Annotated in this window: 4 protein-coding genes; all 4 read right to left on the bottom strand. The window is 67.9% G+C overall.

Features of this window, described 5'->3' with window-relative positions; genetic code table 11:
* Positions 1 to 156: 156 nt before the first annotated feature.
* On the bottom strand, positions 157 to 1,539 hold the full coding sequence (locus NQ034_RS12035) for an MFS transporter (protein ID WP_257049111.1): 1,383 nt from the start codon (positions 1,537 to 1,539) through the stop codon (positions 157 to 159).
* A 224-nt stretch (positions 1,540 to 1,763) separates the two neighbouring features.
* Positions 1,764 to 3,872, bottom strand: coding sequence for a bifunctional copper resistance protein CopD/cytochrome c oxidase assembly protein (locus NQ034_RS12030; protein ID WP_257049110.1), 2,109 nt, complete (start codon positions 3,870 to 3,872; stop codon positions 1,764 to 1,766).
* A 41-nt stretch (positions 3,873 to 3,913) separates the two neighbouring features.
* Positions 3,914 to 4,891 carry a nitrilase-related carbon-nitrogen hydrolase gene (locus NQ034_RS12025; RefSeq protein WP_257049109.1) on the bottom strand — a complete coding sequence of 326 codons (978 nt, stop codon included), beginning with the start codon at positions 4,889 to 4,891 and terminating at the stop codon, positions 3,914 to 3,916.
* The gene (locus tag NQ034_RS12020; RefSeq protein WP_257049108.1) at positions 4,891 to 6,780 is read right to left on the bottom strand and encodes a flavin monoamine oxidase family protein; all 1,890 of its coding nucleotides are present in this window, start codon (positions 6,778 to 6,780) and stop codon (positions 4,891 to 4,893) included. Before NQ034_RS12020 ends, NQ034_RS12025 begins: the two co-directional genes overlap by 1 nt.
* Positions 6,781 to 6,842: the final 62 nt, after the last annotated feature.

Genomic DNA, 6,842 nt, shown 5'->3' with positions numbered 1-6,842 from the left:
CACGTCCGGTGACTCCGAAGCCGCCCCACGTCGTGGGTATCAACCTGCCGGAGCACGAAGCAGTCAGAAACTAGCCCGAGTGACTCCACACAGCTTGACACAGAGCGGTGTTGCAGGTTTGCGCATGCGAAGCGATCCAGGGCCCGGCGCGGACGCTCAGGCGCGCGCGGCGACCCGCTCGGCGTCCAGCCGGTCGACGTCGGCCAGGTCGATGCCGCGGGTCTCGCGGGTGAAGACGAGGGCGAAGAAGCCGATCACCGCGGCGATGAGCGCGTAGATCGCCACCGGGGTCGCATTGCCGTAGGCGTCCAACAGCGCGGTGGCGATGATCGGGGCCAGGGAGCCCGCCACGATCGAGGTCACCTGGTAGCCGGCGGACACACCGGAGTAGCGCATCCGGGTGGGGAACATCTCGGCCATGATGGCGGGCTGGCCGGCGTACATGAGGGCGTGGAAGACCAGCCCGGACATGATCGCGATGAAGATGTTGAGCGCCGATCCGGTGTCGAACAGCGGGAAGGCGAAGAATCCCCAGGTGGCGGCGAGCACGATGCCGATCGCATATGGGGCCTTGCGGCCGATGATGTCGCCCAGTCTGCCGACGAAGGGCACCAGGATCGCCTCGACGACATTGGCCAGCAGCAACAGGGCCAGGATCTCCGAATTGGGGATCCCCACCTTGACCGTCAGATAGGTGATCGACCAGGTGACCACCAGGTAGTAGTGGATGTTCTCGATCAGGCGCAGGCCCATGGCGCAGAACACGCCACGCGGGTAGCGCTTGAAGACCTCGGCGACCCCGTAGCGCACGCCATCCTCGACGACCTCGGACTGGGTCTCCTTGAAGATCGGCGCGTCGGAGACCTTGGAGCGGATGTAGTAGCCGATGACGACGATGACGACCGAGGCCCAGAAGCCCACGCGCCAGCCCCACAGCAGGAACTGCTCATCGGGCAGCACAGCCGTCATCAGGAACAGGATCGCGGTGGCCAGCAGATTGCCGATCGGCACGCCCGACTGCGGCCAGGAGGCCCAGAAGCCGCGGGATTCCCTGGGTGAGTGCTCGGCGACCAGCAGGACCGCTCCGCCCCACTCGCCGCCCACGGCGAAGCCCTGGATGAAGCGCAGCAGCACCAGCAGGACCGGGGCCATGAAGCCGATCAGGGAGTAGGTGGGCAGGCAGCCCATCAGGAAGGTGGAGACGCCCACTAGGACGATGGAGACCTGCAGCAGCTTCTTCCTGCCGTGTTTATCGCCGAAGTGTCCGAAGATCAGCCCGCCCAGGGGCCGGGCCAGGAAGCCCACCGCGTAGGTGATGAAGGCCGCCAGGATCGGCGTCAACGGGTTGTCCGATGGCGGGAACAGGATCTTGTTGAACACCAGGGTGGCGGCGGATCCGTAGAGGAAGAATTCGTACCATTCGACGACCGTGCCCGCCAGGGATGCCGCGACGACCTTCTGCAGGGTCGACCGGCTGGCGGGCTCCGCCTGGCCCTGCGGCGGGGTGGGGACGGGTTCGTTCGGGGTTGTCGAGCTCATCGATGCTCCTTTGCATGAGGTGAGGACAACACAGGATCGTACTCCGCTGAAGTGTGATCCACAGCGCTTTCACATCGTGCATTTAACAACACCCGTTGTGCAGCGGGGCCGGCAGAGTCCGGACAGGCGCCATCGCAAGCGCAGATTCACATCGCGTGAGGGTATATCCGCACGCGATGTGAATCTGCGCTTGCGATGCTAAAAGGTCAGCCCCCGCAGGTCCCTCAGCGCCCGCGCTTGTTCAGGTTCGCCAGCATCTCGTTGTAGGCGCGCAACTCGGCGTCCCCGGAACGGGCCTCTGCGCGGTCCTGGCGCTTGGCCTCGCGTTCGGAGGACTGGGTCCACACGTAGACCACTCCGATCGCCAACAGCAGGGTCGGGAACTCGCCGATCCCCCAGGCGATGGATCCGCCCAGCTGCTGATCGGTCAGCGCGGTGAACCAGCCGTGGCCCATATTGCCGAACCACCTTGCCTCGATCAGGGAGGTCCCGGAGACCAGCGAGATGCCGAAGAAGGCGTGGAAGGTCATGGTGATGAGCAGCTCGAGCAACCGCACCGGGTAGCCGAAGCGGTTGACCCCCGGATCGATGCCCACCAGGGACTGGGCGAACAGGTAGCCGGCCATGAGGAAGTGGATGAGCATGATCTCGTGCCCCAGGTGGTAGTTCAGCGAATACCACATGATGCCCGAATAGTAGAAGACGATGAGGGAGCCGGCGAAGTTCACCGCCGCCACGATCGGGTGGGCCCAGAACCGCATGTACGGGGTGTGTACGGCGTAGAGCACCCATTCGCGCACCCCGCGGGACCCGTCCGTGCGCGGTGCGATGGCGCGCATCAGCAGCGTCACGGGCGCCCCCATCACCATGGGCAAGGGCACGACCATGACGATGAGCATGTGCTGGATCATGTGCCCGGAGAACAGCACCTTGCCGTAGACCACGGGCCCGCCGCAGGTCACGTAGACCAGCAGCACCATGCCGATCAGCCACATCACCAGGCGCAGCACCGGCCAGTCGTCCCCGCGGCGCTTGAGCCTGACAAAGCCCCAGATATAGGCGACCGAGGCCCCAAGCGCCACGACGATCCACAGCGGGTCGGGCGACCACTGGGTGAAGTAGTGGGCGACCGTCGGGTAGGGCGGCAGCGGTTCGCCGGTGAGGATCTCGGCGGGGGTGGGGGTGTTCGCGGCCGCCTGGCTGACCGGGGGCTGCGAGCGCGAGAGCACGATGCCCAGGGCCATGACCGCACCGAACACCAGGGTCTCCACTCCCAGCAGCCGCCAGAATTCGCGGCGGGCATTGGCCTGGGCGGCCAGCCGGTCGATGACGAAGCGGCGGTGCAGATAGCCGATCGCGCCCAAGCCGATGGTCAGCAGGGTCTTGACCAGAATGACCTGCCCGTAGGGGGTGGCGAACCAGTCGTGCAGGGTGTGCACGCGCAGGGCGGCATTGAAGAAGCCGGAGAAGACGATGAGCGCGAAGGCCATGAGCGCGACCGAGGAATACCGGCGCACCAGCTCGGCCAGGTCCTTGCGCCCGGTCAGTTTGGGCGCCAGCAGGGCCAGGGCGATCAGCCCACCGAGCCAGGCCATGATCGACACCAGGTGCAGGCCCAGGCTGTTGACGGCCTGGGTGTGCCCGGCGGCCTCGGAGGAGTGCCCCATGAGTGCCTGCGGGATGAGGATCACGACCGCCAGCAGCAGGGTCAGCCCGATCCCCAGGTAGCTGCGCAGCCCGAACACCAGGGTGGACACGAGCGCGGCCAGGCAGACGATGAGCAGCCACAGCTGTCCCGATGCCACCTGGGTGACGTACTGGCCCAGCTGGGCGGAGAAGTTCCCTGCATAGGCCTGGGACCCGGCGGTGTCGACATAGGTCAGCAGCAGGACCGCGACGGCGGAGACCGTCCAGACCACCGAGGTGATCTGGGCGAGGTTCAACGCCGCCTGCCAGCCCGCATCCAGCGGCGGCTCCGAGCGGTCGACGCTCTGCCGGCCGGCCGCCTGGGACTTCTGCTGGGACTTCTGCCCGCCCTTCCCGCGGGCCTTCTTATGGCCGCGGACGCGGGGAGCACGCGGGATGACGAAGACGGCCAGGCCCAGTGCGCCGATCGTGATGGCCGTCGAGGTCTGGAAGACGAATTGCGCCACCGGCAGTCCCAGCCGGCCCAGCGGGCCCGAGTCGCCCAGGACCGTGGGCGCGGCCGCGCCCGTGAAGCTCAGGGCCAGCCAGCCGATCAGGATGCCGAGGATGACGAACAGCGGGATCGCGAGGCGGCGCAACACCAGGGCTGCGCGCAGATCCGGCTGTTCCTCAGTGTGCGCACGCATGGGCCCCATTCTACTTCTACGCCGCGTAGCGGAACCGCAACTCAGGAGTACAGGTCGCTGCGGCGGTCGGCCAGATACGTCGCCACCTGGCGTGAGGCCTGCAGCTGCGCGCGGCGCAGGGCCGCGGTGACCAGTTCGTATCCTTCGCTGGCCGAGGCCGCACCACCCTGGGCCAGGACCTCGGCCGTGGGCCCGGCCAGGGTGGACAGGCCGTGATAGGAGAAAACCTCGTCGGCGCCCGTGTAGTTGGCATAGCCCACATAGACCTGGTTCTCATATGCCCGGGCGGGCACCAGGGTCCCGGCCACGGCCTCGAGGCCGGTCATATTCGCCGTGGGGACGAGCAGCAGGTCGATGCCGGCCAGGGCCTGGGCGCGCACGAACTCGGGGAACTCCACGTCGTAGCAGATCCCCAGCCCCAGCTTCCAGCCATGCCAGCCGACCAGTTCCGGCAGGCGTTCTCCCGGAGCGAACTGGCTCCGGTCGACCTCTCCGTACAGGTGGGTTTTGCGGTAGGTGGCCAGGAGTTCGCCTGACTCGGAGACCAGGTTGACGCTGTTGTAGACGGGTGCACCGTCCGCCGGGTCCTGATCCGCGGGGCCGCCATCGGCGGGCATCTCCCCCAGTTCCGGATAGCCGTAGGCGATGGCGCAGCCGTGGACGCGCGCCAGCCGGGCGACCGAGGCGAACCGGGGACCGGTCGCAGGCTCGGCCAGTCTGCGCACATCCGCCGGGCCAATCGCATAACCGGTGAGGAACATCTCCGGGAACACGAGGATCCGGGGCGCGCCGGCACCAGCCGCACCCGTCGTGCCTGCCGCACCCATCGAGCCTGCCGCGGCATCGGCACCGTCCTCGGCAGCGCCGGCGGCAGAGGCCTCGGCAACAGCGTGCTCCATGAGTGCCAGGGCGCGCGCGGGATCACGCAGGATCGGCTCCGTCTGCACCAGCGTGACGCGCAGCCGCTCGGCCGGCTGCCCGCCCACGTCCACGGACTCTGCCTCGGCCGCGGCACCCATCAGTCCTCCAACCGGATCGGGCCGAGCTCATCGTAGACATCGCCAGGCCCCGGATTCTCCGGATGGGTGTGCCCGCCGAAGTGGGTCATAATGCCCCAGACGGCATTGAGCGCGGTCTGCACGGCGCCCTCGGCCCAGGCCGGGGTGAAGGCCACATCGTCGCCGGCTAAGAACATGCCGCGGAACTCGTCGGGTGTGGCGTCCTGCTTGAAGTGGGAGAACATCCGCTCGTTGTAGCGGTAGTGGCCGGGCAGCGCACCCTTGAAGGCGCCCAGGAAGTACGGGTCGGACTCCCAGGAGACGGTCACCGGTTCGCCCACGATGTGCGAGCGGATGTCCAGGTCGGGGTAGATCCTCCCCAGGGCGTCGAGCGCCAGGTCGACGCGCTCGGCTGTGGTGTGCGGCAGCATCTTCAGCGCATCGGACATCCACGAATAGCTCAGGCAGATCAGCCCCGGATTCTCCGGCCCGTCGTCGAACAGGTAGGTGCCACGGGTCAGCCGGTCGGTCAGCGTCATCGACAGCGGATGCCGGCCGGTGACCGGGTCGGTGTCCAACCAGAACGGCCGGTCGACGGCCACGAAGGTCTTCGAGGACTGCATATAGCGCGTGCGGTCCAGCGCCATCCACATGTCCTGGCTGAACAGCGACTCATCGCAGTCGATCTGCGTGGTCAGCAGCCACGACTGGCAGGTCGCCAGCACCGCGGGGAAGGCCCGGGTGGCCGTCGGCTGAGGGACGGAGGTGTCCTGGCCACCGGCGGTGCCGGGTGTGCCGGTGGCGCCCTGTGCGCCCGCCCCGGCCGAGGCCTCGGCCGGCCGAGCCAGATAGCGCACCTCGATCGTGCCGTCGGGCAGGCGCCGCAGCCCCTTGACCGCGCCGTGCGGGGCGCCCTCGTGCAAGGAGGCCAGGCTGGTGGACTCCGGCCAGTAGGCGCTGCCCGCGCCGGCGGGGCGCTCCCACAGGCCCACCGGCACCTGGTCGGCGCCGCCGACGATGAGTTCCTGATCGCTGTCGCAGTTCGTCACGACCACCCGCAGGATCTCCAGCATCGTGTTCGCGAAGTCGGAGTCCCAGCCGCCGGTGCCGAAGCCCACCTGGCCGAACACCTCGCGGTGGCGGAAGCTGAGCTTGGAGAAGGCCGCAGAGGAGGCGACGAACTCGTAGAAGCTGCGGTCGTCCCAGGCGCGCACGATCTCGTTCCACGCGGACTTGAGCCGGGCGGTGTCGCGCTCGCGGATCGCGTCCTGCAAGCCGGTGAAGCCCAGCTCCTCCTCCAGTGCCGCATCCCAGGCGGCTGCGACCTCGTGGAAGAACTCGGGCAGGTCCTCGAGCGTCTTGGCGTACCAGGTCTGTCCGGCCAGATCGACCACGGTGGAGCCGGCGGCCGGGGTCAGCGGGTTGGGGAAGGCGCGGGTCTCAAGCCCCAGTGCGCGGATGTAGTGGAACAGGGTCGTCGAGGAGATCGGGAAGCGCATCCCACCCAGTTCCGCAGCGGGGACCCGACCGCGGCCCTCGCCCGGGTCGATGTGTTCGGTGCGCAGCCTCCCGCCCAGGCGGGAGGCCTCGAAGATCACCGGCTTGAGTCCCAGGCGCATGAGCTCAAAGGCCGCGACCATGCCGGAGACTCCCCCGCCGATCACCGCGACCTCCGTGCCGAGGGCCTGCTCGGGGATGGTTCCGAGGCCCGCGGGGTGGTTCAGCCAATCGTCATAGGCGAAGGGGAAGTCGGGGCCGAAGATCGTCACCGGCGGTTTCCCGGTATCGGCCGTCACGGGTGCGGCCGGCAGGGTGTCCGGGACTACGGTTTCCGGAGCGAGCGACTCCGGCGCTGTCCGTACCGACAGGTCGGCAACGGGAGCAGCAGCGTGATCTGAAGCAAGCGTCATACGGGCATGCTACCGGAATCATTCCTGCGAATATGAACGGCGCAGGAATTTTTCCTGTCATG

Source organism: Brevibacterium moorei (assembly GCF_024580735.1).
Classification (GTDB): domain Bacteria; phylum Actinomycetota; class Actinomycetes; order Actinomycetales; family Brevibacteriaceae; genus Brevibacterium; species Brevibacterium moorei.
This window is presented reverse-complemented; position numbering and strand designations above follow the sequence as displayed.

Excerpts from the sequence above, each read along its gene's own strand:
- NQ034_RS12020 (WP_257049108.1), bottom strand. The coding sequence starts at position 6,780 with ATGACGCTTGCTTCAGATCACGCTGCTGCTCCCGTTGCCGACCTGTCG.
- NQ034_RS12035 (WP_257049111.1), bottom strand. The coding sequence starts at position 1,539 with ATGAGCTCGACAACCCCGAACGAACCCGTCCCCACCCCGCCGCAGGGC.
- NQ034_RS12025 (WP_257049109.1), bottom strand. The coding sequence starts at position 4,891 with ATGGGTGCCGCGGCCGAGGCAGAGTCCGTGGACGTGGGCGGGCAGCCG.
- NQ034_RS12030 (WP_257049110.1), bottom strand. The coding sequence starts at position 3,872 with ATGCGTGCGCACACTGAGGAACAGCCGGATCTGCGCGCAGCCCTGGTG.